Raw genomic sequence first — 22,531 nt, forward strand, 5'->3', positions numbered from 1 at the left:
ATGTCCAAGTCTAACCTGCATGCTCTTTCACAACCAGAGGCGACCACGAACGATCCCTTGCACGACCTGATCCGACAAGGTGCCCGTGACCTGATTGCGCGGGCTGTCGAATCTGAGCTTCAGGGGCTATTGGATCAGTATGCCGATGTGTCGACCCCCGATGGTCGCAAGGCGGTGGTCCGCAACGGACACCTGCCCAAGCGCACGATCCAGACAGGCGTTGGAGATGTTGACGTTCAGGTGCCCAAGGTTCGGGACCGCAGCGGCTCCGGCATTCGCTTCAACAGTCAGCTCCTGCCACCGTATTTGAAGCGGGCCCAGAGTCTGGATGAACTCATCTCCTGGCTCTACCTGCGCGGTGTCTCCTCTGGCGATTTCCAGGAAGCCCTGAGTGCCCTGGTTGGCGAGCAGGCCAAGGGCCTGTCCGCCAACACGGTGTCGCGGCTCAAGGCGCGGTGGCTGAAGGAGCACGAGGATTGGCGTCGCCGTGGTCTGGGCCAGAAGCGCTACGTCTACTGGTGGGCAGACGGTGTCTACAGCAATGTTCGCCTGGATGATCGGCTTTGCCTGCTGGTGATCATCGGGGTCACAGAGCATGGCCACAAGGAGCTGGTCGCGGTGGAAGACGGCCACCGCGAGTCCGAAGCCAGCTGGTGAGAGCTACTCACCGGCTTGCGGGAACGCGGCCTGGACAATGCGCCCAAGCTGGCCGTAGGCGACGGGGCTTTGGGCTTCTGGAAAGCGCTTAGCAAGGTGTTTCCGGATACCCGGCACCAGAGGTGCTGGGTTCACAAGACTGCCAACGTGCTGGACAAGCTGCCCAAGTCCGTACAGCCGAAGGTGAAGTCAGACCTGCATGAAATCTATCTGGCGGAGACCCGTGATGGCGCTCACAAAGCCTTTGACAGCACGTTAAGGCGATTCCGGGACAAGTACCCGAAGGCCATGGAAAACCTTGAAAAGGACCGGGATGAACTACTGGCCTTTTACGACTTCCCGGCAGCGCACTGGATTCACTTGAGGACCACGAATCCCATTGAATCTACCTTCGCCACAGTCAGGCTGAGGACCAAGCGAAGCCGGTTCTGTGGCAACCGCGACACCACGTTATCGATGGTGTTCAAATTGCTCCAATCCGCCCAGAAACGCTGGAAGCGGATTAAGGGGTTCAACCAACTGAAGCTGGTCGTGAACAACGTTCAGTTTCGGGATGGAGAGCGGGTGGATGGTCAACCTGACAGAGACGCCGCTTGATGGTCATACACCAGATTTGACAATAACTCTGACGCCATTCTGGACCGGCTCGTTCACAACGCCTACAAGATCAATCTGCGGGGCGAGTCCATGCGAAAACAACAGGCAAAGTTGACGACCACCGAGACTTCGGCGTAAGAAAAGAAACCCCGCGTCGCTACGTTCCGATGGGTGGCAACCTTCAGCGGTTTACGCAAAAAAGAGAGATTAAGATACGGGTATAGTCATAACGATGTTGAGGCTTCTGCTGCAATGAGCATAATTGAAGGGAGTTTTTCGGTGCCTGAGTAAGCTTGGAGGAGGGCAGTGCAAAGGTCAGAATGTTAGGGGCCTGTCCTGCTGCCTTAATTAATAAAGCACTATCAGGGCACCGTTTGGGAACAAGTCAAAAAAAGGACCTGCGCTTTCACGCAAGACTTTCATATGTATGGCGCGCCCGAGAGGATTCGAACCTCTGACCTCTGCCTCCGGAGGGCGCCGATTGGGGTCGGTTTGGAGTGAGGTCGGTGGGTCTAAATCGTTGTTCGTCAGTAACTTGCAGGCTGGGCGGAAGTTCAAAAAAGTTCTGTTAACACCGCTAGTTACACGTTTTATCCCAAGTTTGGGCACGCATTTGTCAGGTTGGAGATGGCTCTACCTGGACAGAATGACCACTGCCCCAGCTGCTTAATTTCTAGCTTTACAGTTTACTATGCGAACTTCAAGCTCAGAAAAAATGTCTGGTTTTAACTGTCCGAAATTGGACAGTTGTCGAGCGGGGTAGTCCGAGAGTCCGCCTGTAGAAAGCTATATTTTGCGAGAGAGTATCACCCATCGGCACTCGTTAACAGTCAAGGGTTGGCCGCATCAGAGGTTATCAAGAGTAACGGGGGGATTCGGCAACCACATAGCTGACACTCGGGGCGACTAGAGTAGAGTGTAGAGTTCAGACTACCAATAGCTAAAGAGCCAGTATCTGTCAGGTCGATTGACTACAGCTGAACTTTTCCAAGTATCGGGTGTTCTATCTCGTCCGGCGGCACGTTAATCCGGAAGAGCTGACCGCGTCGATGGGAGGGAGCTAGAAAAGCGAGGGAAAGCGACTTAGTCTGCACATCTGATTGAGTGGCCGTTGTAACGGTATGACTCGACATAGGCCATGCTTGTTAACTCTTGTATCAACCGGAGAGACTGGATTTGAGTTGTCGCTGCGGATGTGCCCTCCTGCTGTTTTTCGTCATTAGTGTTTTCCCAACCAGCCTGAAGGCTGAAGTCGTGAACCTGTCCTGGGATAACGACCTGCTTACCGGAACCGATCGCGGCTATACAAACGGGGTACGCTTTTCGTATCTGACAGACACCGCTGACGAGAACGATGGAAAGTCGGCAAGATTTGCCCGGATTCTGCGTGATGAGCTGCGCTATCTGCCAGGTATTGGAACTGCTGATTCAAAGCAGGCGGTAAGCCTGAGTTTGCGGCAATTCATGGTCACACCTGAAGATATCACGGTTGAGGATCCCCAATTCGACGACATTCCCTATGCCGGCCACCTGTCGCTCAGCGGCACACTCTGGAGCTGGAACGCCGATACGATTACCGGCTTTGGTGCTCACATTGGTGTTATTGGGCCCGAAAGCGGTGCCGAGTCGGTTCAGAAATGGGTGCACAAAGCCACTGGAAGCGACAAGCCGCAAGGGTGGGGGAATCAGCTTGGAACCGATGTGGTGGGTGGCATACAGGCTGCGCATGGCCGAAAACTGTTGCAAGCCGGGCAGGGCGGCGACATTGAACAGCGTTTGTCGGTGATCGGATCCGGACTACTGTCGAGTTTTCGAACCTCCGCTAAAACCGGGTTGGTCTGGCAGCTTGGCAGACACCTTCCTATAAATTTTGTGCCGGACTACGCTGGTACATCCTCAACCATCGCTTTGCCGGGCTCGTTCAAGGATTCAGGCAGTAGCTGGTCAGTATATGTGGGGCTGGGGCTGGAGTATGTAGGCTATTCCTACATCGATGACAATGCCGGGGCTTATCGTTTTGACGAGGGGCCGTTGATTGGTCAGCTTGGTCTGGGCGCTACCTGGCAGTGGGATCACCTGCTGGCCTCGGTCACACTGCGTGCCTCAACCAGTGAAGACGAGCGTCATAAAGACAACTTCAGCTTTGGGACGCTGTCAGTTTCTTGGGAATTGTAGAAAGGTTGGTTTTGCCCGTTGCTTACGGGATGTGGTGGCGCTTGTTCCCGCTGTTAAACAAAAGCGAACATTCGCTTCGCACTCAATTCAAGTCCGTTTTCTTGGCTCAAACTTAAGAAATCCATCCTGTCTGGAGCAAACGAATTGGTCTAAAGCTGAGTTTCTGTGAGGGCTTTTGGTCGGCATAGGTGTCTGTAGAATTTATGGGCATACAATGAAAATACCTCAAATCCGCAAAATGCTCCTAGTTTAATTTGCACGGTGCTGTGCACTTTTCACAAGGAATCCTTGTAGCTCATTGTTTTAACGAAAAGCTTTTTCAGCCCTCTGGATTTTAATTGCAGAAATGTGCACGGATAAGCCGTGTGCAACCTTTTGAGAGAGCCTAGCTTCGCAGAATAGCGGAAAGGCAGCTAGTATCCCTTTGAACTGGACTGAAAATTTGCATTGTGATTCAGATCTAGAATGAAGAAGCCGACTGGGTTTAGTGCTAATCCAGACTAAATAAGCTGTTAGGTAAGAGCGTATGCAGGATCAGCACGAAGCTCGACGAGAACAAGTAATCGAACGCTACCTCCAGGCAAGCTATGGTTTGTGGAACGCCCTTCTTACTGTGAATGGATTGATTCTCGCAGCTGCCACCTTGGTTGCTGCCGATAATCTTTCGAAAATCAAGGTCTTTGTGGTCGTGCTTGCTCTATTATCAATTGCGTTGTTGACATTTACTAATGCGAAACTTTGTATCCGAACACCGGTCAACGCAACTCCCGAAAGATTATCTACGAATTTAACTTATTGATTTATCTTTGAAATAACGAGTTTTCGGTCTTTTTCAGTCGATATTTTTAAGTGTTCGGCTACTTTGTTACCCATTAGTAACTATCTTGCAATGAAGAAGATGTATTTCCGTATCGGCAATGTAATGTCTGGGGATCCGGAAAAGCTCACTGATGAACAGCGAGAAAAGGACATTAAACATTCCCTGTTGCAGTACCGGCTGTCGAATTTGTCAGAGAACAGCTGCTTAGTTCTGCTAGTAATTCAGGCAGCGCTTCTGGTGGTGAGCCTGGCCTGCGGAGTCGCCTAACACACCGTGTCAGTTCGGTAAGTAGTTCATATTGTTACGATGGGGGGATAAATGGACACGAAAAGACGGATGAAAAGAGCCCTGAGTGCACTTGAAGACGCAATTTCGGCTCTTCAGAGCGCGAGGAACCGGTCAGGTGAAGGACGCTCAGATATCGATCGAGCAATCCGTGAGTTGGATGATGCTGAATCAGACATTCGGCGAGCTATCCGGGAGCTGCCTGAGAGCTAGGCATAACAGATACGGGCAAGGGACGCTCCTTTCGTCGCGCCCCTGCTGTTTGCCTTATTAGATTACGTCAGGGCAATGCCGAGGAAATAGGTATGAGAACATTGATCGTTGGACTGGTTCTCACGGCCACCGGGACATTTGCTTTCGGGCAAGGCCAAAATCCGGCATTCGATGCGATATGCAAAGATGTGAATACGCATGGATATCGCGACGCAACAGATTTTCGTGAAGACCAATCGGGCGGCGTTTGGACGACAGCGGAAAAGTTTGGGTCTACGTGGAAATTCACGTTTACTCCTCCTGACCAAATCAGTATTGATGAAAAAATGGGCTATGTCCTCGCGCAGAATCCTGGATTAATAATTGTTGTAGAAGCCCCCGGAAATAATGGAAATGCCGCGGGGGTTTGGACGTATGCGATACACATTGGAATGCAGAAAGTTGTTGGGTCTCAAGTCAACGCATACGGAACCTATGGAGCGCCGAGAAGCGGAGTAAAGGCGCGGTCTACGAATTTCGACTGTAATTTCCAGCTAAAATAGGCATGGCCCATAACCATCTCAGGCACGGCGACGGCTTTACGTTGCTGCTTCACCTCCATTCCAAAGCCGCGCATACTGCCGACATGATTGCCAAAACAGAATGTTTGCTGTGCGACCGGCCAGGCTCCTGGAATTCCTTATAAAGGTGAATATTCATGTCAGAGCTATGCTCCAAAGCCTCCTAACTAAGTACAGTTTTCTCATACAATATGGTTGGCAGTGCAAATGCAGACGCTAAACGATCGAATGGCAGCGATGATCATGTTCGAATAAGCCATTTATTTCTGAATTTAATTGCGGCGTGATTGATGATTGAAAGTCAGTGATAATAGTGACGTAATCAGTTTTTAATGATAAAGCGTGCTGTCTAATTGCTGTTGGGCAAATAGGAAGGTAAGTCGCGGTAGGGGGAGTATTGCTACAGATAGGTTCAGGTAAATTGTTCCAAAGAGAAGCCGAGCATGAGAACCATCTGCGTGGTGTAATCTACACAAATTTAAAGCTGCGGCGGGAGCGAGAAATTGAAACCGACGCCGGAACAATTCTCCCAACATCGAATTTAGGCAATTCCCTTGCATTAGTTTACGAATTTTCTGAGCTTATAGAATCTCAAGAAAATGGGCCGGGTGTACTGATATCTCATGGTGTTGATCCATACATTTCTGATTTCTCGACGATTCTATCCTTTGCTCTGAATTGTATTGCCACGCCTGATTATGAACTAACAGATAGGCTGCTAAGCTCAAGGCGAAGTCCTTCTACTCCTGAGACTCCAAATAGGTTAGTTAGAAGAGTGTTCGATAGGGAAGTATGGGCGAACCACGACGATGAGGTGAATTTCATAAGTTTTGTGAACCAATTGATTGGGTTAAAAAGAAAAACCTTTTTGGGAGTTATGAGAGCAATCAAAACTTATGTTACAGGAATGCATAGAATTTCTGATGACTTGGAGCTAGCTTATACCTTATTGGTTGCCTCCGTAGAATCCTTAGCTCAAGATTTCGATGAGCACGAAGCAACTTGGGAAGATTTCGACCCCAAAAAAAGAACTAAAATAGACCGTGCACTAGTGTCGGCAAACGAGAAAACCATAGAAAATGTGCGGACTGCAATATTGGAGATTGAACATACCGCTCTGGCTCGTCGATTTCGTGTTTTCACATTGAATAATCTTGGTCCTTCTTTTTTTAGAGAGGAAGTTAACGGGCTTTTGAATCCAGTCACACGAGAAGAGCTACCTGGCGCTCTAAATATAGCATACCGTGCTCGATCTAAATATATTCATAATCTTAAACAACTTCCCAAACTTCTTACTATGGGCTCTTCCTTTTCAGAAACCTGTCGGGTAGATAGAGAAACCTGGCTGACTTTGCAAGGGCTTTCTAGAATTGTTCGGCATGTGATTTTGGAGTTCATAAGACGCCAACCTACAATTAAAAAAGAAGTGCATGATTACCACTTGGAGAGGTCTGGAATTGTTCAAGCTCCTTTGGCTCCCCAGTATTGGGTCGGCAACGTCAAAGGCATGGATCGAAATTCAGCACCCAGAAAGCTTGAGGGATTCTTAAGTCAGCTAGGCTCTTATCTTTTAAAGGAACCTGGTGCTTTAGTTACAGACTTAACCGCTGTATTAGAGGAAGTTGAAAATCTTATTCCAACGTTAAAGAAAAAGGAACGCAGACCTTTTCTCGCCCTGTATTTTATTTTTAACGGCCTTCTCTCCGAAGAAAATCGCATGCCAGGACTCAGAAAGATAAATGAAAAGTATAGGGGTGAAATTTCAGAACCAAGCTCCGAAGCAGCTTTCATGAATCTGCTTTTCAATATTACCCCTCAGTGGAGTTTTTGTGAGCATCAGGAAGTAATTAATAGGTATTTTAAGACTAGGGACAATAAGCAAGGTTTTCGAGCGCCCAGAGTTCTGGAGGCGGGTATTCTTCTAGAGTTAGCTGAGCGCTATCGAGATAATGGTAGTATTGAGGAAGCCAAACTTTATATTTCAAGGGCGGTAGAAAATTACCCCGAACACGAGGGGTTAAGATTATTCGAAAATGAGTTTTTCGAGAACAACGATCAAATACGCTGGGAGAATATCCTTCTGGCTGATTCTAATAAAGACAATGCCAATGAAGCCTAGCAAATCGGTGTTGTCGAACATGGGCTTGCCTCCATAGCTATGCTGCACAAGGCCCTCAAGACGAGCCCCTCGGGCTTGGATCTGAATATTCGCTTCGCGACCTTAACGTAACGCCGATTATGCGCAGTGTACTTGGGAGACCACCAGAGCCTGAAGCGGGTTCCAGGGCACGTCCTTGTGCCGACTTCGTTATTTTTTCTTCCGAGACGGTTTACTCTTTTCACCGACGGTTTCCCGCGGGTGTTTCTTGGCAAAGGTCTCGGTTACATAACGGCCTGTTACAGCGCTTCGGTATTTTTTGGACATGCGTCACCTCACATCAATGAAAAGATTCTAGCGATGCCCAGGGATGCCCTCGGCATCATCCTCATTTAGCGGTTTGGCCAACTCCGGAAATGGGCGCAAACACGCTGAAGCGTGCCGTTGACCATTCGGAAGTAGGCTCGAACGTAGACAGCGGGTCTGATGACCATGGCTGATCTCCTGTACGAGATAGCCAGTGAGGTGACGGTAAGAGGCGTTACGATCACGGGACGATAGATCCAAAGGGTATTGGCATACAAGCGTCTCGTTTTGTACTATTCTCAACCCATCAGTCTTACTGGCTGTGTGGATATAGGTAGGGGGTTATTCTTGGCGGAAGGCCCCTGCCGCTTGGTAAAACCTCAGGGCTTCGGTCCTGGGGTTTTTTATCGCCTAAAGAAAGGCGATGGACTGATGATACTTGCCTTTGGCCACTTCGTCAGCCTACTTACCAAACAGACTCACAATATTGTGTTATCCAATATTTTCATTAAAAAACATATGGTTATATTGATTTTTCTAATTTCTATTTAAAAAATCAATGAGTACTGCCAAGTACAATAGGATGAATGATTGGGCGGCAAGTTTTTCTGCCGTTTCAGACCGGTCTTCGATGATGTGAGGGTGCTCCTTTAATGCGACTAGGAGGGGTCAGACATCGGCAGATCCTGATACGGTAATGAGAAGCATCGGCCAGAAAGGCCGGAGAATAGTCAGGGCAGGATTCAAGCCTTTCGTCGGTCGCAGGCTACTGAGCATGTATATAAGGGCGGGGTACTGCCCGACTCCAACGCCATTATCAGGCCCTTACCTATGAATGGACCGCCAGGCCGATTCCGCAAACTGTTCCCGATACTCGAGGGGTGACGTCTGGATCCGCCCGGAAAGCCAGGCCCTGCAAAAGTTCTCCGCCGGCCCGATGATCAGAGATGGAAGCAATTCCTGGCATTGAATAATCTCATTCGCGCCGGAATCCAGCCTGAATAACACCTCCCTCAGCTCACGGTAGTTTTCAATATTGCGCTCTCTGAGTTGCTGCTGATGTGGCCCTTTAGCCACAGCGGATCGTGCCTGAAAAAGGAAACGAGCCCACTCCGGGTAACTCGTTACCCAGTCCACATAACTTTTAACGATAACGTGGACAGCTTCTTTCAGTGTTTCCGCCGTCTCCAGAGCTGATGTCAGTTTCGCTCTCTGATTATCCTGCGCACAGAAGAATAGGGCGCTCAGAATGCCTTCTTTGTTTCCGAAATGATGGTAGATAGCACCAACACTGGCGCCACACCGAACCTTGATGGTGTCGATGGTCGTGGCTTCCACGCCAAGCTCATTGAAGCAAGCCAGGGCGTTCTCAAGAATGTTCCGCTTCAGCGCAGATCTGCGCCCTGGGAACGGCTTTTCGAGAATATCGTCGTCAGGCATAAAGGGCTCTTGCTCATTCCTGTATCGATTAATACGGCAGTTTACTCCTTGACAGCCCCTCCATAAACAGAACATTATTCTTTTACAGAATATTATTCTGTTTAGTAACTTGTCGCTACCAAATATCATGGAGATCACGATTTATGAGCCAAGCACTCGCAGCATTCAACGCCTTTGGTGCCGAAAGTTTTTCCAGCATGATGTGTCAGCAAGCGCCTTACTTCAGCACTATCCAGCCAACGCTTGTCGAATTGAAGCAAGGCTACGCCGAGGCGAAGGTGCCATTCAGGAAGGAAATCACAAACCACCTGGGAACGGTCCACGCCATTGCCATGTGCAACGCCGCCGAGTTAGTCGCTGGCCTGATGACTGATGCGACAATTCCGAGCGGTGCCCGATGGATTCCTCAGTCAATGAGCGTGAATTACCTGGCCAAAGCGAAAACCGACCTGCGCGCGATCGCAAACGGAGAAGGAATTGCCTGGGATAGTGCGGGACAAAAAATCGTTCCGGTTTCTGTCATCGACGAAGACGGGCAAACGGTATTCACTGCAGAAATCACCATGAACGTAAAACTGGGGTAATAGATATTTGAATGTCGGGCTTATGGCCCGGCAGCCTCTCTAAAATATGCATCCATAATGATGCGTATGTCGTATAACCCCTCAGGATTTGATGAGGGAAAAACCATGAAAAAAGCAGTTCTGCAAACCGCCACATTTCTTGGCGCAATTTCTTGTTTTGGATTGGTAAATGCGACGGAGACGAGAACCCCTCTGGTTCCGCTTCCCTCTGTCGTTGATTTTACCGATGGCGATGGCTGGGGTGTTGGGCTTGGCCTGGGCGTTGAGTATGAGACGGCTTATGAGGGTTCAGACGAGTTCGAGCTTGAGGTCGATCCGGCTGGGGGTGTTCAGTGGCGAACGGGTGACCACCTTTTTTTCTGGGCAGGTGAGGCCATTGGGTGGCGAACACTGGCCAGGGATGCGTGGTTGATTCAAGCCTCGGTAGGCTACGAAGAAGGCCGGGAAGAGGGTGATTCCGAGGATGGCAGACTGGATGGCCTGGGTGAATCAAGTTCTGGAGCGGCAGTGTTGCTTGAGGTGCGTTAGGCTCTTGCAGAAAACTGGCGTTACTTCCTGGATGGTCGTGTTTCAGCGGGAGAGATCGGTACGTTGGGGGTTTTCGGCGCAGGAACCTGCCTGGCTTGCCAGCCTGATGGCACTGGATGGGAAATTGGCGCGGCTGCAACGTTCCACGGCAGATCTTCGGCGAAGCTCTTTACGAAGTTTATGGGAGTGACGTCTCAGATAGCCCGATATCCCGGAATGATTATGAAGCGGAGATTGGTGTTGGCTTCATTTATGTTTTTTGATGCGCCTTAATAGAATGATGGTACCAATTCAGCCGAAGGCGAAACTGGAAATGAATACAACGCAAAGCAGGCCGTCAGCCTGCTTTGCGTCTGCGTGAAGATAGGAATTAGTGCCCCTGCCCTCCAGCAGCGCCATGCACGCCCTCTATATAGTGAATGTAATTGACGTAGTCAGCGACAAAGGCACGCCCCTTATCGCCGCTTTGATCAGCCATGGCCCTTGCACGCTGAGCCTCATGATAACGCTCACGAATACCGTTCTCGATCTTGCGGGTTATATTTGCCACGAGGCGATCAATTTGCCCGTTTTCCAACGCCGCATCCGCCGCCATTAAACCCGGATCAATCTGTCCGGAAGGCTTGATGCCGGTAAAGGGTGCGCCTTCGGAGGCACGATGAACCTCAACGAGCGTCGAGAACAGATGCTGATCGGCAATGTTTTTCGCAGTTTCGCTTTGCCCGCGGACTTGGCGCACATCGGCGAATACCCTTTTGATTTCGGCCTCATCCTTTGCCGGCACCCATTTGAGCAAGGGCTTAACATTGCCTGACTCCAGTGCCGCACGGGCTTCGGTAATCACGGGACCGTCCAGAGCATCACAATGAGCTTGGGCGCTACCGGCAAACATCAGGCTGAAGATTGCTGCGGCCACTGCGGGAACAGCGGTTTTGCGTAATTTGGTTTTCATACATGACCTCTTCATATTGCGTTGAGCTTCACGAGCACCGGGTTTGGTGGCGTTTCGCAATCAGAGTACGGAAGGGAGGCCAAAGAATCGTTCGCAAGTACGAAACCGAACCGATTCCATGGTTTGGAAATAAAATATATAATTCAAAAGGATAGAGGTTTCAGTATCGGGTGAGAGCGTACTCGAACGCCGGGTAGCCAGGTTCAGGATCGTGGCTAGGGTCGGATATCGCCCTGCAGGGCTCGTCGGCGATATTCACTGGGGGTAAATCCTGTCTCTTTCTTGAAAGCAGTGTTGAATACGGACTTCGAGTTGAAGCCAGAGTCATACATAGTTTGCAGAATATTTGCCTGATTGGCTGCATCGGCCAGGCGCGATTTCGCCTCGTCGATGCGATAGCGACTGACGAACTCAAAGAAATTGCAGCCAAAGCCTTGGTTAATGGCCCGTGAAACCTCTCTTGAAGGGGCGCCCAATTTCCGTGAAAGTTGTTCCAGGGTCAGGTTGGGGTGCAAGTGGGGCTTTTCCTGGTGCATTAACTGTTGGAGCCTGACCTTTAAAGTTTGATCAAACTGCGGCGTGGGCTCTTCTTCCAGCAAGGCGGCCTGGTCTGCTGCCAATCCAGAGAAAACAACGGGTTGGCGAAGAGAGTTTATCATCAGAAAATTGATGAAAATGAAGCCCGTTACAGCGCCAGCGCCGGCCACCCACTCGGTTCCAGGCACGCTTCTAAACACATGCGCCGCAAGGCAGTAAAACATGCTTACGGTCCAGGCCACTGCATAGCCGATCAGAAGCGTCCGTAACCACGCAAGTTGTTTGTTTTCAATACTCGAGAAAATCTGTCGAATACCAAGGCCGAAACGGTTGATCGCACGAATCGTCGTGCACAGGTAGCCCAGAAAGACCGCGTGAATAGCGACTGCAAGAAGGGGAGAGGTAAGTACGCCCGGGTGGTCCCGTTCAAGCAGAATCTGAATTTTGGTCTCGCTCGGCTGCAAATAATACTCAACCAGAAAAATTGCGCCGACCACCCAGAAGAGCAACGTGTGCACGAGATGCTTCCCGCGTAACCGGAAGTTCTGATACATCAGCGATTGCGCATATAGATAGAGCGTGCCTGCTTGCAGAAGCCCGATGAGTGTCCCGAGGTAGGCGAAGTTTGGGTGCTGGAACGCAAGCCCGCTGCCATAGAGGAAGATCTCTCCCAACCCGGCGGCGAAGAACACCAGAGTGGCAACCAGGAGTCGGTTAGATATGAGCCCACTGTTGGATGGAAGTAGGAGAAAAACGGCAAGAGCCAGCGATTGAATGATGCTCGTCAGCAGCACAATGTCGGTGAGTGTCAGATACATGCCAGATTCAGCTCCGCTTCAAAACCATCCTGCCGTCCTGTTGCCGGCGATCTGAGATGCAGGGTCATGCCGGCACCTTTAGCAATCGCATCGGCAATCGCGAGGCCCAGGCCAGAACCTGCAGCGTCCGTTTTGGCGCGTGCAAACCGGTTTCTTAAAAGAGCGAGCTGTTCCGGTGGCACTCTTGCACCGCCATTGCAGACCCTTAAAACCCCATTATCGTTCAGGTTGATCTTCACCGGCTCGCTACGGGAACCATGCTTAAGGGCATTCTCGATCAGGTTACGCACCAGGATGGCGAAGGCATCGGGATCAAGAAAGGAGTTCACTTCGCGCTCCGGCAGGGATAAAACAACTCGCCCGGGTGCCTGGGCCTCAAAATCCCGGGCAATCATCGCGAGGATGGGCACAAGATCCTGCTGGCTTTGTGAGAGTGCACCGCCACCTTCTGCTTTTGCCAACTCGAGCAGTTTTCCGGACAGCACCGAGAGACTGCGTAACGCTTCTTCAATTTCTGCAACATCATTCTTGAGATAATCATCGGGCATTCTGGTTTTCAGTCGCTGCACTTTGGCAAGCGCTGTTGCCAGGGGAGTTCGCAATTCATGGGCACTGTTGGCGGTAAAGCTGCGTTCTGATTCGAGAGCACGATGCAAACGCTCAAGCAGCCGGTTGATGGCACCGGCGATTGGTTCAAATTCACGGGGTAACTGCTCTTCTACAACAGGGGACAGATCTCCCGCGCCGCGGGATTCAATGTCTTGCTGAAAATCGACCACCTTACGAAGGGAAAGCCGGACAATCCACCAGACACCCAACAGGCTGACCGGAATCAGCACCAGTAAAGGCAACAGTAAGGCTAATCCCGCCTCCAGAGCGGATTCACGCCGGTGCGCCAAGGGTTCGGCCACTTCAAGATAGATGGTATTGCTGACTGCAGATACGCCATATAGCCGGTGGGTCAGAGTATCTGAAAACCCTTCCGCGGGGGTCCTGCTAAACACGCCAGGGTCGGCATCGTGGGACTGGAGCAGAATATTTCCAGCTTCGTCCCGTACCAGATAGGTCAGGTATTCGTCATGGTCTTTCAGGGCTGGGGCCTTTTGATTGCCCGCGCCGTTCTCACGGTTCAGGATGTCGGTGACCGCCAGTGGCAGTATGCGCTGGGCGGTTTCTTCCAGGGCACTGTCGAAGACCTCGTTCATTTCATGCTGTGCCACCAGTCCCGAAGCGGTCACGCCCAACAGCCAGAGTAGGGTGACACCGAGTGTCAGGCCGATACCGAGTGTTTTTTGCAGGCTGGTTCTAGTGGTCATGTGTTTCCAGGCGATAGCCCATTCCCCTGACGGTTACGATAGCGTCCCGCCCCAGCTTTTTACGCAGACGGCTGACATAAACTTCGATGGTGTTACTTTCGATTTCGGCCCCGAAAGCGTATAGACGATCCTCCAGTTGCGATCGCGATAACAGCATTCCGGGTCGCTGGATAAAGCCCTCAAACAATGCCCACTCCCGTGCCGTAAGTTCTACCGGCAGGCCGTTGCGACTGATGCGGTGATCGCCAAGATCAATCATCAGCTCGCCCACTTGTATGATCGGGCTTGGATTGCCGCGATATCGGCGAGCCACCGCGGCCACGCGGGCCGACAACTCCGAAAGATCAAAGGGTTTGACCAGGTAGTCGTCAGCACCGGCATTCAATCCTTCAATCCGGTCAGACACCTGATCCCTGGCGGTCAGAATGATCACCGGTGTTGTTATTCCGGTAGCCCGGATCGTTCGCAAAAAGCCGAAGCCATGGCCGTCGGGCAGCATCAGGTCCAGCAGAATCAGGTCGTAGGCTGTGGTCCTGATACTCGCCTCAGCAAAGCGCAGAGTTTGCACCCAGTCCACGGCGTGGCCGTCGTCCGCAATCTGATCCCGGACCGCCTCGCCCAATCCCGCCGTATCCTCCACCAAAAGAACCCGCATTGTTCACCTCTGACCCAGCCCTGAAATCAAGATACTACAGCTCGAACCTGACAACAGCCTGAATGGTCAATAACGCTTCGATCTCTCTTCACCGACCTTCAGCTGGCTGTCAGGTTTGGGCGCTAGCCTTCGGGGGAATATTCCAGGTACCGATCGCAGGAGATGTGATGATGCGGATGATTTTTCCTTTCGTTGTGTTGGTTTTGGGCCTATGGGCCTGGAACCTCTTTGCAGGTCCTGGGGCCGGTTCTCCCTGGGCAGTCTATGACCAGAGCCTGCTGCTCAGTGGGCTGTTATCCATTGCTCTGATGTCACTAGCCATGATGTTGGCACTGCGCCCAGCCTGGTTGGAGAGACCGCTGGGCGGGTTGGATCAGATCTATCGCACCCACAAATGGGCGGGCATTCTGGCAGTGGTATTCGCCGCCGCCCATTGGCTGATTGAAATGGGTGACGATGTAATAGAGTCGGTGTTCGGAAAAGCCGGCAAGCTGCACGATCAGGATTATTCCGGGTTCATCGACACCATGCGCGATGCGGCGGAAGAGGTAGGGGAGTTCGCCATCTATCTGCTGTTCGCCATGCTGCTGATCACCTTGTTGCGCAAGTTCCCCTACAAATACTGGCGCTATTTGCATCGCGGCATGCCGGTGCTTTATCTGTTGCTCGCTTTCCACGCGGCGTGGCTTACTCCGCTGCAATGGTGGCAGCAGCCAATCGGTGTGCTGATGGCCATTTTGCTCTTTGGCGGCAGCATCGCCAGCGGGCTATCCCTGACCGGCAGAGTTGGTCGTCGTCGCCAGGTTCGCGGCATGGTCACCGCGATCAAAACACCAGACCGGGACGTCACCGAAGTTACCTGCCACATGGGGCCGGCATGGCCCGGTCACCGTGCGGGGCAATTCGCCTTTGTGACCTTCGACCGACTAGAGGGCGCGCACCCGTTCACGATTGCCAGTGCCGATAGGGAAAATGGCACGGTTACGTTCATCATTAAATCGCTCGGCGACTTCACCCGCAATCTGAGCCAAAAAATCAGCGTGGGGCAAACCGTAAATATAGAAGGCCCTTACGGCTGTTTTAACTTCGATCGCCGCAACCGCAAATCCCACCAGATCTGGATAGCCGGTGGCATCGGGATCACGCCGTTTCTGGCCTGGCTCGAAGCTCTAAGCAGCGCCACCGACGCCACCGTGCCTGAAGCCGATCTGCATTACTGCACGCGCAACGCCGGCCAGGATCCCATGGTGGATCGACTTCGGGCGCTTTGCGATGGCTTTTCCGGGATACACCTCGAGATTCATGACAGCAGCAAGGGGCAGAGGTTGTCTGCCGAGACGTTGTCTACCAACGGACGCTCGGCAGCAGGCGCAGAGGTCTGGTTCTGCGGCCCGGCAGGGCTGGGGGAAGCCATTAGAAACGGCTTGCGGGCAGCACCCTTCCGCCTGACTCGCTTCCATAAAGAAGCTTTTCAGTTCCGCTGAAATGGCCTCGTTTGTTCAGGTCGTTGTCAGGTTAGCGCCTTAGAGTGGATTTAACACAACCAGCAGGAGAGACACCATGAAGACCAAACCCATTATTCTGAGCCTGTCTTTGTTACTTCTGAGCGGTACCGCAGTGGCCGATGACGACTGCGATGATCCGGTGGCGAGTTGGCAGCCCCGTGAAAATCTGCGTGAAAAGCTGGAAGCCGAAGGCTGGACAGTTCACCGAATAAAGGTTGACGACGGTTGTTATGAAGTCCGGGGCCTCGATGCCGATGGGGTCAGGGCAGAAGCCTCTTTCGCGCCCGCTTCATTGACCATGATGAAATGGGAGCGTGAAGACAGTGACGATGAGGAGAGGGACCGCGGCAACAGGAAAAATGGACAGGACAATCCCAAAAGTCAGGCGCCACGCAACGGCATCGTCAAGGGGCGTCCCACGGTTACCGTTGAGTAACTGAGCGAATTTGCCCTGTTCCTTTAACGTTCATCAGGTTTTTGGAGACCATTTATGAAAACGTTTGTTCTCACTTGCAGCCTTTTCGCCGCCTTGGCTTTACCGGTATTCGCCCAGGCCCGTGACGTGACCTTCACTACGGAACTACAGAATTACGGCGGCGATGGAGCCTATCTGGCGCTGTATCTTACCGATGCCGCCGGAGAGTATCAGGGTACCCTTTGGGTTTCCGGGAAGAAATCTAAATACTACAAACACCTGGGAGGCTGGGCCCGGGGCAGTGGGCTTGATCCTGCAGAGTATGACGGCTTGACTGGCGCCAGTGTTACCAGTGGCCGCACGCTGAAAGTGACTCTGAACCTCGATGATTCGCTGATCGACAACGGCTATGAGGTTCGAGTCGACTCTGCTGTTGAAGATATGCGCGATATCAGAGCCGATGTGATAGCCCCCCTGACCACCGAAGGGTCCGGAAAGCCGGTTTCAGGACGTGGTTACGTGCGCGCTCTGACCTACGAGCTTCAATAATTCACCAGGAGCATCGGCTATTATGTTGCGCAAGTTCCACAGTTTACCGGGTTTGCTTGCAGGCGTGTTCCTGATCGTTCTCTCGGTCACGGGAGCTGTGTTGGCTTTGGCTCCGACGCTGGATAGAGTGTCAGCGGTCATTCCGGCTTCCGGTGAAGTCAGTATTGCCGAGCTGGCAGACCGGGTCGTTGCTCACTATCCCGGGACTGAGCAGATCGTGCGAGAGCCTTCTGGCAAGGTCATTGTCTATTACAGCCGTGACGGCCAGGCCGGTGCGGATCTGGTGAATCCGGTAACAGGTGAGGGCACGCCCTACGAACCTTCCGCATTCTTTGGCTGGATCAAGGATCTGCATCGTGCGTTTATGCTGGATGATGCCGGTAGAGCGCTGGCCGGCGTATTGGCTGTTTTGATGGTGCTTCTGTGTCTTTCGGGAATATTTTTGATAGCCCGGCGTACCGGGGGTTGGAAGAATATATTAAGACCGCTTTCCGGCTCAGGCGGGAAACGAATCCATGCCGAGCTGGCCCGGTTTGCCGTGCTCGGCCTACTGTTATCCGCACTGACCGGTAGCTATATGTCGGCACAGCGCTTTGGTTTGCTGCCGGAAGCGCCTGACACAGGGCCAGGGTTTCCGGCTGAGGTCTCGGGCGGGCAACCATCGCCTGTGGGCACCTTAAAAGCGCTAGGCAATTTCGATCTTGGCGAACTCCGGGAACTGGTGTTTCCCTATCCCGGTGATCCGCAGGACGTCTATTCGCTGTCAACCGCCGGCGGCTCCGGATTCGTGGACCAGGCTACGGGCGAGTTGCTGCAGTTCCAGCCGCGCTCTGACAGCGGCGTATTGCAGGACTGGATTGTACGTTTGCACACCGGTGAAGGCCTATGGTGGCTTGGCCTGATTCTTGGCGCTGCGGCACTGACTGTGCCAGCTCTCTCGATAACAGGTGCAACCATCTGGTGGCAGCGTCGCCGGTCTTCAGGGCAGCTTCCTGACAACGCCGATGCCGCTCAGGCGGATACAATTATTCTGGTCGGCTCCGAAGGTAATGCCACCTGGGGATTTGCCCGGGAACTCCATAGCAGCCTGAATAAGGCCGGTTTCCGCGTGCATTGCAGCGAGATGAATGCCCTGGCTAAGCAGTATCCGCAGGCTTCCAGGCTGTTCGTGCTGACTTCGACATACGGCGATGGTGATGCACCCGCATCGGCCCGGCAGTTTATGGCCAGGCTCAAAGAATTCCGGGCTGAGAAGAACCTGCGATACACGGTACTGGGTTTTGGTGACCGGCAGTTTCCGAACTTCTGTCAGTTTGCCTTGTCGGTGGATACTGCGCTCGCCGGTAAAGGCGTCAGCCGTTTGCACGCCATTGAACTGATTGATCGGTGTTCTGCCTCGCAATTCAGTGAGTGGGGAAACCGGGTTGGTGAGGTTATCGGTACTCCGCTTTTCTTGAACTACTGTGCATTGCAGCCAGCAACGGTCAAACTGGAACTGGTAGAAAGGGCGGATTACGGGATTGCGGTTCAGGCGCCCACCAGTATCTTCCGGTTCAAACCGGCGGAGCAGGGCGGATGGCTAACGGCTTCTCCAAGAAGATTTAAAGCGCTGCCACCGTTCGAGGCGGGAGACCTTTTGGGGGTTATTCCCCCACACGGTCAACCCCCGCGGTTCTACTCGCTCGCGTCCTCGGCAAATGACGAAATTGTTGAGATATGCGTCCGTAAGCAGGCCGGCGGTCTTTGCTCCGGTTATTTGCATGACCTCAAGCCGGGTGATTGTATCGATGGCTTCATCCGCCCCAATCCAGGCTTTCGGCCAGCTACAGGTAGCCAGCCAGTTATCCTAATCGGTGCAGGTGCCGGCATTGGTCCGTTAACCGGTTTCATCAGAAACAATACCAGTTGCAACCCTATGTATCTGTACTGGGGCGGTCGCGATGCCAGGTCAGATTTTCTCTACCAACCTGAGCTTGGGCGCTATCTTGAGGATCATCGACTGAGCGGGCTGAACACAGCCTTCTCAAGAACAGACGAGCGCGCCTACGTGCAGGATAAGCTCAAACAGGATGAATTAGCCGTGCGACAGATGGTTAACACCGGTGCGCAGATACTGGTCTGTGGTGGCCGGGATATGGCGGCGGCTGTGCGGCAGGTTATAGAAGACATTCTCAAACCCTTGCACATCGATATTGAAACTCTGAGAGGCCAGGGACGTTATCTTGAAGATGTATATTGACAGATAAAGTGACAAGGTCGAACTGAGCCTATAATCCCAAAGCACCAAATCGCGTCCTGAACAGGAAGCTGAAAGATGCCATCCACAGAAAATGAAAGACTGCTCAGCGAGCACCAGCCTAATGCCGTTCGTGCACGGCTTGCTGGTCCCGTTAAGGCCTCGACGCTACCAGATGCTGTGCTTGGCGGCATCGATGGCTGCGTTACAACGTTTGCGGTTGTATCGGGTGCGTTCGGCGCAGGTTTCTCGCCACAGGTTGCGTTGGTACTCGGCTTTGCAAACCTGATTGCAGACGGCTTCAGCATGGCGGTAAGTAATTACGAAGCGGGCCAGGCGCAGTTGAATCAGATCAAATTTGCTGAACGCACAGAACGTGAACATATCCGTGCTGTGCCAGAAGGTGAACGTGAGGAAATTCGCCAGCTGTTTCAGGCGAAGGGATTCGACGGCGAATTGCTGGAGCAAGTAGTGGAGGCTATCAGTCGTAATCCCGATGTGTGGGTAGCAACCATGTTGCGAGAAGAGTACGGACTCTCGGGTGCCGGACTCAGCCCACGCCGAGCCGCGTTGACTACCTTCGCCGCATTTTTGTCGGTTGGTGCTTTACCTTTACTGCCTTATGCCATCCCGGGTATGGAGAGTCAGATTCAGTTCCTGACGAGTCTTGGTTTGGCAGGCGTCGTCTTCTTGGGTATCGGAATGCTTAAAAGTATCGTCTATGGCTTACCAGCAATGCGATCAGGACTCCGGACTTTGATCATGGGTACGGCCGCAGCGGGGCTGGCGTTTGCTACTGGGCATTTTGCGCAGGGGTTATTGGGGGGTTAGTTCTTCAGCGGTGAATAGACAATTTAACATAATATTCCCCTAAGAGCTGATATTCATTCGCGTACCCGCTATTGGAATTAACGGCGGATTTCTCGCTCTGTTCGCCCAATGAGTGTAGTTGCAGAATTGAATTTTTAAAGCACAACTCATGCTGAAATGAAAATTATTTAGCAAGGGCCAGTCGTCGACTAATTACTGCGCAACTTTATGAATTGTGGAAAAAATGGTGTCGATATCATTGATGCCAAAGGCTTAGCGTACAATTTTTTCCGTTTCGTGAACTGACCCCACCATTGCTCTGAATCCTGGGTGCTGCTGTATGTGAGGCGCTGGCTAACGGCACCGATGCAGACGAAAGATGGTAAGCAGGAACGACGGAACGTTGGCACACCACAAGGTGGCCCGTTATCGCCAGTTCTGGCAAACCTGTTTCTGCATTATGCATTGGATCGTTGGCTGACCGTTCGTCATCCGGATATCCCATTCTGCCGATATGCAGATGACGGAATACTGCGTTGTCGAAGTGAGCGTGAGGCTCAGTATCTGCATTCCCAGCTAGATATGCGTGAGGTGGACCCAATAGCTATTCACAGAGATGCCCAACAAACGAGTATACTGGCCTGTGTTTGTCCAGGCTGCTCGGATAAATCACCATCAGCTCCTTGCTAAGGCCAGGCTCACTCACGGGAATAGCCACCAGACTTCCATTTTGGACCTCCTCCCGTACAGAACTTTCAAGCACCAACGATGCGCCAAGTCCGACCTTAACCGCTTGCTTGACGGCTTCGGTGCTACCCAGCTGCATAGATACCGTCGGAAATGGCCCATGCTCACCGAAGTAGGTCGCCAAAAGCCGGCCAGTGCCGGTGCCGGGTTCGCCGCCGATCAGAGCCATGTTAGACAGCGTATCGCGGTCGATATCGGTTCGACGGGCTAACGGGTGACCAGGCGGAACGATTAGAACAACGGGCTCGTTACGCCACGCCTGAGCATGGAATCCGGGTAGATCATGCCACCACTCCATAATCGCCACGTCCAGCTCACCGTCCGATAAATGCCGTGCAATAGTCGGATTGGAATCTATTACCACATCCACCTCGGGCCCTACGCCCAGCTCCTTGTAACGACGGATGTAGGGCTGGAGCATATAAATCCCAATATTGGAGCTCGCCCCAACGCGAAGTCGAGCCTCCATAATGGAAGATCTCGCCTGCTCCTCCAGCCGGAGCAGACTTCGGGCAAAAGGCAACAAGGTTAAGGCAGCCCGGGTTGGCTCACAGCCAGAGCGCCCCCTGTGGACCAATAAAACGCCAAGTTGGTTTTCGAGTTTTTGAAGGTGCTGGGACAGTGTGGGTTGTGCGATGTCCAACTGGCGGGCTGCGGCCTGAAACCCGTTGTGGTCCAGCACCGCCACGAAACTCTTCAGCCAGACAAGATTCAGCATGGGCCGCTCTCGCGGCCACTGGGATCATTGATCGCATCACCCGGCCGCTCACCCCGAAGCACTTGCAGAATGTTCCGAGCAGCGCGTTGCTCGATAGCCAGACGCACCTGGCTGACTGCCGATCCGATGTGAGCAGTAAACAGCGTGTTGGGGTGGGCCCTGAGCCCCTGGGCGATCTCCCTCGGACGATCTTCTCTCGCCCAATCTTCCATCTCAAACACATCAGCGGCGTACCCCCCCAACTGACCGGATTGAAGCGCTTGCAGAACACTACCCTCATCCACCACAGATCCACGGCAGGGATTGATAAGGAATGCGCCCGGTTTCATTCCTGTTAGCGTTTCGCGATTAATGGTGTGGAGGGTTTGCTCATTGAGCGCCAGTGCCAGGATCACAATATCTGACTGGGCCAGCAGCATCTTGAGGGGAGTATGGGACAAACCCAGTGCCTGCTCATGCTGCACGGGTAAACGTTCCGGCTGGGAATAGATTAAATCCGCTCCCCATCCGTTCAGGCGCTGCGCCACCGCTTGGCCGATGGCCCCCATACCCACAATACCAATCCGTGAGCCTTCGATCCCCTGCCCATAGAAGCGTGGTGTCCAGCCAGTAAATTCACCGGATCGAACGAAGTGGTCCGCCGCCTTGACTTGTCGGGTGAGACTGATCGTCAGCCCGACCGTTAGCTCTGCAGTAGGCACGGTTAGCAAATCCGGTACAAATGTCAGCCAAACCCCATGACGCGTGCAGGCATCCACATCAAAGTTGTCATAGCCTTTCAGGGCTGCACCAATCACCTTCAAGCGCGGACACCCCTGTAGGAACTCCACTCCAACTCGGTCTGGCATGAACGCCATCATCGCATCAGCGTCTGCAACGCGCGCAGCCACTTCCTCCTGGGGCAACGTGGCGCCGGATTGGTTGGTGACCAGCTCGCAATCTTGGGCAAGTTCATCCAGAACACTGTCATGGACCTTATGGGTTATCACAACCTTGGGTTTCATCGACGT

General features: G+C 52.6%; 20 protein-coding genes and 2 pseudogenes. 15 read left to right on the plus strand and 7 right to left on the minus strand.

From position 1 onward, the window contains the following. From QUE75_RS02270 to QUE75_RS02295, 6 genes and pseudogenes are all read left to right on the plus strand, one after another. Positions 1–1,254, plus strand: a pseudogene (locus tag QUE75_RS02270) (IS256 family transposase). A gap of 27 nt (positions 1,255–1,281) precedes the next feature. Further along, positions 1,282–1,392: pseudogene (locus QUE75_RS02275) on the plus strand (ATP-binding protein); the annotation flags it as partial. 1,116 nt (positions 1,393–2,508) lie between these two features. Continuing rightward, positions 2,509–3,429 (plus strand): lipid A deacylase LpxR family protein, encoded by a 921-nt coding sequence (locus QUE75_RS02280; protein WP_286253391.1) that lies wholly within the window; start codon positions 2,509–2,511, stop codon positions 3,427–3,429. A gap of 526 nt (positions 3,430–3,955) precedes the next feature. Beyond that, positions 3,956–4,228 (plus strand): hypothetical protein, encoded by a 273-nt coding sequence (locus QUE75_RS02285; protein WP_286253392.1) that lies wholly within the window; start codon positions 3,956–3,958, stop codon positions 4,226–4,228. A 611-nt stretch (positions 4,229–4,839) separates the two neighbouring features. Continuing rightward, positions 4,840–5,289 carry a hypothetical protein gene (locus tag QUE75_RS02290; protein ID WP_286253393.1) on the plus strand — a complete coding sequence of 150 codons (450 nt, stop codon included), beginning with the start codon at positions 4,840–4,842 and terminating at the stop codon, positions 5,287–5,289. 415 nt (positions 5,290–5,704) lie between these two features. Further along, positions 5,705–7,426: a hypothetical protein gene (locus QUE75_RS02295; RefSeq protein ID WP_286253394.1), complete on the plus strand. Its 1,722-nt coding sequence runs from the start codon at positions 5,705–5,707 to the stop codon at positions 7,424–7,426. A gap of 1,110 nt (positions 7,427–8,536) precedes the next feature. Here the strand turns inward: QUE75_RS02295 and QUE75_RS02300 are convergent. Next, entirely contained in the window at positions 8,537–9,151 is a 615-nt protein-coding gene (locus QUE75_RS02300; RefSeq protein ID WP_286253395.1) for a TetR/AcrR family transcriptional regulator, read from the minus strand. Positions 9,152–9,294: 143 nt separating this feature from the next. On the opposite strand from QUE75_RS02300, the gene QUE75_RS02305 reads away from it, so the two are divergent. The 3 genes from QUE75_RS02305 to QUE75_RS20575 all read left to right on the plus strand — a co-directional run bounded on the left by QUE75_RS02305 (position 9,295) and on the right by QUE75_RS20575 (position 10,526). Continuing rightward, on the plus strand, positions 9,295–9,735 hold the full coding sequence (locus QUE75_RS02305; protein ID WP_286253396.1) for a hotdog fold domain-containing protein: 441 nt from the start codon (positions 9,295–9,297) through the stop codon (positions 9,733–9,735). Positions 9,736–9,840: 105 nt separating this feature from the next. Then, the gene (locus tag QUE75_RS02310; protein WP_286253397.1) at positions 9,841–10,263 is read left to right on the plus strand and encodes a MipA/OmpV family protein; all 423 of its coding nucleotides are present in this window, start codon (positions 9,841–9,843) and stop codon (positions 10,261–10,263) included. 116 nt (positions 10,264–10,379) lie between these two features. Continuing rightward, positions 10,380–10,526, plus strand: coding sequence for a MipA/OmpV family protein (locus QUE75_RS20575; protein WP_396631682.1), 147 nt, complete (start codon positions 10,380–10,382; stop codon positions 10,524–10,526). 107 nt (positions 10,527–10,633) lie between these two features. On the opposite strand, the gene QUE75_RS02315 is transcribed toward QUE75_RS20575, so the two are convergent. The 4 genes from QUE75_RS02315 to QUE75_RS02330 all read right to left on the minus strand — a co-directional run bounded on the left by QUE75_RS02315 (position 10,634) and on the right by QUE75_RS02330 (position 14,541). After that, a complete protein-coding gene (locus tag QUE75_RS02315) occupies positions 10,634–11,215 on the minus strand; it encodes a DUF6448 family protein (RefSeq protein WP_022989541.1) in 582 nt (193 codons plus the stop codon). 215 nt (positions 11,216–11,430) lie between these two features. Continuing rightward, positions 11,431–12,570 carry a helix-turn-helix domain-containing protein gene (locus QUE75_RS02320; RefSeq protein ID WP_022989540.1) on the minus strand — a complete coding sequence of 380 codons (1,140 nt, stop codon included), beginning with the start codon at positions 12,568–12,570 and terminating at the stop codon, positions 11,431–11,433. Continuing rightward, entirely contained in the window at positions 12,561–13,886 is a 1,326-nt protein-coding gene (locus QUE75_RS02325; protein ID WP_011786649.1) for an ATP-binding protein, read from the minus strand. The genes QUE75_RS02320 and QUE75_RS02325 overlap by 10 nt, the downstream gene beginning before the upstream one ends. Further along, a complete protein-coding gene (locus QUE75_RS02330) occupies positions 13,876–14,541 on the minus strand; it encodes a response regulator (protein WP_011786648.1) in 666 nt (221 codons plus the stop codon). The genes QUE75_RS02325 and QUE75_RS02330 overlap by 11 nt, the downstream gene beginning before the upstream one ends. Positions 14,542–14,708: 167 nt before the next feature. On the opposite strand from QUE75_RS02330, the gene QUE75_RS02335 reads away from it, so the two are divergent. The 6 genes from QUE75_RS02335 to QUE75_RS02360 all read left to right on the plus strand — a co-directional run bounded on the left by QUE75_RS02335 (position 14,709) and on the right by QUE75_RS02360 (position 20,746). After that, complete coding sequence (locus tag QUE75_RS02335) at positions 14,709–16,025, plus strand: ferredoxin reductase family protein (protein WP_286253399.1); 1,317 nt, start codon at positions 14,709–14,711, stop codon at positions 16,023–16,025. Between the two features lie 76 nt (positions 16,026–16,101). Then, a complete protein-coding gene (locus tag QUE75_RS02340) occupies positions 16,102–16,482 on the plus strand; it encodes a PepSY domain-containing protein (protein ID WP_011784787.1) in 381 nt (126 codons plus the stop codon). Between the two features lie 54 nt (positions 16,483–16,536). After that, positions 16,537–17,010 (plus strand): DUF2271 domain-containing protein, encoded by a 474-nt coding sequence (locus QUE75_RS02345; protein ID WP_011784788.1) that lies wholly within the window; start codon positions 16,537–16,539, stop codon positions 17,008–17,010. Positions 17,011–17,032: 22 nt separating this feature from the next. Next, positions 17,033–19,249, plus strand: coding sequence for a PepSY domain-containing protein (locus QUE75_RS02350; RefSeq protein WP_022989539.1), 2,217 nt, complete (start codon positions 17,033–17,035; stop codon positions 19,247–19,249). A 75-nt stretch (positions 19,250–19,324) separates the two neighbouring features. Then, a complete protein-coding gene (locus QUE75_RS02355; protein WP_011784790.1) occupies positions 19,325–20,077 on the plus strand; it encodes a VIT1/CCC1 transporter family protein in 753 nt (250 codons plus the stop codon). A gap of 345 nt (positions 20,078–20,422) precedes the next feature. Further along, positions 20,423–20,746, plus strand: coding sequence for a reverse transcriptase domain-containing protein (locus QUE75_RS02360; protein ID WP_081697591.1), 324 nt, complete (start codon positions 20,423–20,425; stop codon positions 20,744–20,746). On the opposite strand, the gene QUE75_RS02365 is transcribed toward QUE75_RS02360, so the two are convergent. Together QUE75_RS02365 and QUE75_RS02370 are read right to left on the minus strand one after the other, a co-directional pair. Then, entirely contained in the window at positions 20,661–21,521 is an 861-nt protein-coding gene (locus QUE75_RS02365) for a LysR family transcriptional regulator (RefSeq protein WP_011783503.1), read from the minus strand. The two genes, QUE75_RS02360 and QUE75_RS02365, sit on opposite strands and share 86 nt — an antisense overlap. Then, positions 21,515–22,525, minus strand: coding sequence for a phosphonate dehydrogenase (locus QUE75_RS02370; RefSeq protein ID WP_026949874.1), 1,011 nt, complete (start codon positions 22,523–22,525; stop codon positions 21,515–21,517). Before QUE75_RS02370 ends, QUE75_RS02365 begins: the two co-directional genes overlap by 7 nt. Positions 22,526–22,531 lie beyond the last annotated feature (6 nt).

It is taken from the genome of Marinobacter shengliensis, assembly GCF_030297115.1.
Lineage (GTDB): Bacteria > Pseudomonadota > Gammaproteobacteria > Pseudomonadales > Oleiphilaceae > Marinobacter > Marinobacter shengliensis.

Coding starts and splice junctions, on each gene's coding strand:
- QUE75_RS02345 (WP_011784788.1), top strand. CDS start 16,537: ATGAAAACGTTTGTTCTCACTTGCAGCCTTTTCGCCGCCTTGGCTTTA.
- QUE75_RS02305 (WP_286253396.1), top strand. CDS start 9,295: ATGAGCCAAGCACTCGCAGCATTCAACGCCTTTGGTGCCGAAAGTTTT.
- QUE75_RS02325 (WP_011786649.1), bottom strand. CDS start 13,886: ATGACCACTAGAACCAGCCTGCAAAAAACACTCGGTATCGGCCTGACA.
- QUE75_RS02290 (WP_286253393.1), top strand. CDS start 4,840: ATGAGAACATTGATCGTTGGACTGGTTCTCACGGCCACCGGGACATTT.
- QUE75_RS02370 (WP_026949874.1), bottom strand. CDS start 22,525: ATGAAACCCAAGGTTGTGATAACCCATAAGGTCCATGACAGTGTTCTG.
- QUE75_RS20575 (WP_396631682.1), top strand. CDS start 10,380: ATGGGAAATTGGCGCGGCTGCAACGTTCCACGGCAGATCTTCGGCGAA.
- QUE75_RS02340 (WP_011784787.1), top strand. CDS start 16,102: ATGAAGACCAAACCCATTATTCTGAGCCTGTCTTTGTTACTTCTGAGC.
- QUE75_RS02310 (WP_286253397.1), top strand. CDS start 9,841: ATGAAAAAAGCAGTTCTGCAAACCGCCACATTTCTTGGCGCAATTTCT.
- QUE75_RS02315 (WP_022989541.1), bottom strand. CDS start 11,215: ATGAAAACCAAATTACGCAAAACCGCTGTTCCCGCAGTGGCCGCAGCA.
- QUE75_RS02360 (WP_081697591.1), top strand. CDS start 20,423: ATGCAGACGAAAGATGGTAAGCAGGAACGACGGAACGTTGGCACACCA.
- QUE75_RS02330 (WP_011786648.1), bottom strand. CDS start 14,541: ATGCGGGTTCTTTTGGTGGAGGATACGGCGGGATTGGGCGAGGCGGTC.
- QUE75_RS02355 (WP_011784790.1), top strand. CDS start 19,325: ATGCCATCCACAGAAAATGAAAGACTGCTCAGCGAGCACCAGCCTAAT.
- QUE75_RS02350 (WP_022989539.1), top strand. CDS start 17,033: ATGTTGCGCAAGTTCCACAGTTTACCGGGTTTGCTTGCAGGCGTGTTC.
- QUE75_RS02320 (WP_022989540.1), bottom strand. CDS start 12,570: ATGTATCTGACACTCACCGACATTGTGCTGCTGACGAGCATCATTCAA.
- QUE75_RS02365 (WP_011783503.1), bottom strand. CDS start 21,521: ATGCTGAATCTTGTCTGGCTGAAGAGTTTCGTGGCGGTGCTGGACCAC.
- QUE75_RS02300 (WP_286253395.1), bottom strand. CDS start 9,151: ATGCCTGACGACGATATTCTCGAAAAGCCGTTCCCAGGGCGCAGATCT.
- QUE75_RS02335 (WP_286253399.1), top strand. CDS start 14,709: ATGATGCGGATGATTTTTCCTTTCGTTGTGTTGGTTTTGGGCCTATGG.
- QUE75_RS02285 (WP_286253392.1), top strand. CDS start 3,956: ATGCAGGATCAGCACGAAGCTCGACGAGAACAAGTAATCGAACGCTAC.